Consider the following 2,223-nt stretch of genomic DNA (forward strand, 5'->3'; position numbering starts at 1 on the left):
CACGCGTCTGCCACGGCGTCCAGCACGCGCACCAGAAAGGCATCATCCACCGCGACCTCAAGCCCGCCAACGTGCTCGTGCGCCGCGTCGACGGCACGCCGATGCCGAAGATCATCGACTTCGGCATCGCCATCGGCGGCATCGCCAACGCCGGCAGCGGCATCGCAGCGAGCGCGACGGTCGCCGAGCGCGCCGGCACGAGCCTGTACATGAGCCCGGAGCAGGCGCAGCCGCACGGCATCGACACGCGCAGCGACGTCTACTCGCTCGGCGTGATGCTCTACGAGGTGCTCACCGATGCGGATGCCGCGGCGGTCACGCCGATCGCGCACCACTCGACACGGCGCCTGCACGAAACCCTGCTCGCGGCGATCGACAGCGATACCGCGGTCGCCGATGCGGCGAATGCCTCCGGCGCGCTGCTCGCGTCGGCGCGGCACCTGCCCGGCGGCCTGCGCGCGATCCTGCGCAAGGCGCTCGCGACCGACCGTGCCGACCGCTACGACTCCGCCGCCGCGCTCGCCGACGACCTCGAGCGCTACCGCGAGCGACGGCCGCTCAAGGCGATCGAGCCGACGCGCTGGTATCTCGCCCGCACCTTCGTCGCGCGCCATCGGCTCGGGCTCGCCGTGAGCGCGCTGATCGCGCTGTCGCTGGTCGCCGGCATCGCACTCGCCCTCGACGGCCTCGCCCGCGCGCGCCGCTCCGCCGCGATCGCGGAGATCGAGGCGGCCAAGGCCGACCGCGTGGCCGAGTTCACCCGCGGGATGCTCGCCGGCATCGATCCGAACCGCGCCAAGGGCATGGACCGCAGCCTCATGCACCTCGTGCTCGATTCCGCGGCCGAACGCGCCGGGCGCGAACTCGCCGACCAGCCGGCGGTGCGCGCATCGATCGAGCGAACGATCGCCGACAGCTACTCCTCGCTCGGCGACTATGCGGTCGCCCAGCGCCACTACGACGCGGCGCTCGCGGCCGGCAAGGAAGCGCGCCTGCCCGTGGCCGAGCTGGCGCGCACGCGCGCGCGCGCCGCGACGAACCTGTTCAATCACGAACCCGCGGCGAACGCGCTCGCGCTCGCGCAGCAGGCGTTCGCCGAAGTCGAGGGCCTCCCCGCCGACGACCGCGACCGCCTCGCCATCGAAAGCTCGCTCGGCGCGATCGAAGGCATGGCGGGCAAGCCCGAGGAGGCCCGCGTGCGCCTGCAGCGCGTGCTGGCGGCGCAGCGGCGCCTGTTCGGCGACGACGACGAAGACGTGCTCGTGACGAGCGACGACCTCGCCTCGATCGACATCGACACCGCGCATCTGGACGAAGCGCGCCCGCTGCTGGAAGGACTGCTCGAGCGGCGCAGCAAGCAGTACGGCGCCGAGAACTCCAAGACGATCGACGCGCTCAATGGCCTCGCCATCATCGCGCTCGAGCAGAAGCGCTACGCCGATGCCGAACACCTGCTCCTGCCGCAGCTGCCGGCGGTCGAGCGCGTGTTCGGCAGGGACCATCCTCTGACGATGCGGCTGATCAGCAACCTCGGCGGCGCGATCCGCCAGCAGGGCCGCAACGAGGACGCGCGGCCGTACTACGAACGCGCGGCCGCGCTGGCGACCAAGCTGTACGGGCCGACCAACCAGGCCAGCGTGATTGCCGAATCCAACCTGTCGCTGTTGCTGCGCGATGCGGGCGACTTCGCGGCGGCGGAAGCGCACGGGCGCACCGCCGTCGGCAACGCCGCGGCCGCATTCGGCGACAACGCGATCCGCGGCATCATCCACCGCGAGTTCGCGACCGTGCTCGTGCGCGAGCGCAAGTACGAGGAAGCCGAAAAGGAACTGCTGCTCGCCTGGGACGTGTTCGCGCATGCCGAAGGCTACGGCGCGCAGCACCCGCGCAGCCAGGACGTGGTCGATACCTTCATCGAGCTGTACGCGGCCTGGAACAAGCCGGACAAGCAGGCGCTCTGGCGCGCGCGCAAGGCGGCGGTACCGGCCATGGCCGCCGCCGGCGGACCGTGACCTGCGGGCGGTAGCTTTCCGCCCGCCACTCACTACACTGCGCCCACGGCACTCCGGACAGGGGCGGACATGCACGGCGATTCCAGCGCTGACGACGCCACCGAGTTCATCGGCCGGGCTCCCGCGACCGGCTCGGCCGATGCGCTCGAGCCCGGCATGCAGCTCGGTCCCTACCTCATCCGTTCCGTGCTCGGCGAAGGCGGCATGGGCC

The 2,223-nt window shown here is 71.9% G+C and carries 1 protein-coding gene; it reads left to right on the forward strand.

Annotated elements, in window-relative coordinates; translation table 11 throughout:
* A partial coding sequence (locus ACTHK2_RS06675; RefSeq protein WP_440244923.1) for a tetratricopeptide repeat protein occupies positions 1-2,012 on the forward strand: 2,012 nt, incomplete at its 5' end.
* Positions 2,013-2,223 lie beyond the last annotated feature (211 nt).

Source organism: Dokdonella sp. (assembly GCF_051958935.1).
GTDB lineage: Bacteria > Pseudomonadota > Gammaproteobacteria > Xanthomonadales > Rhodanobacteraceae > Dokdonella_A.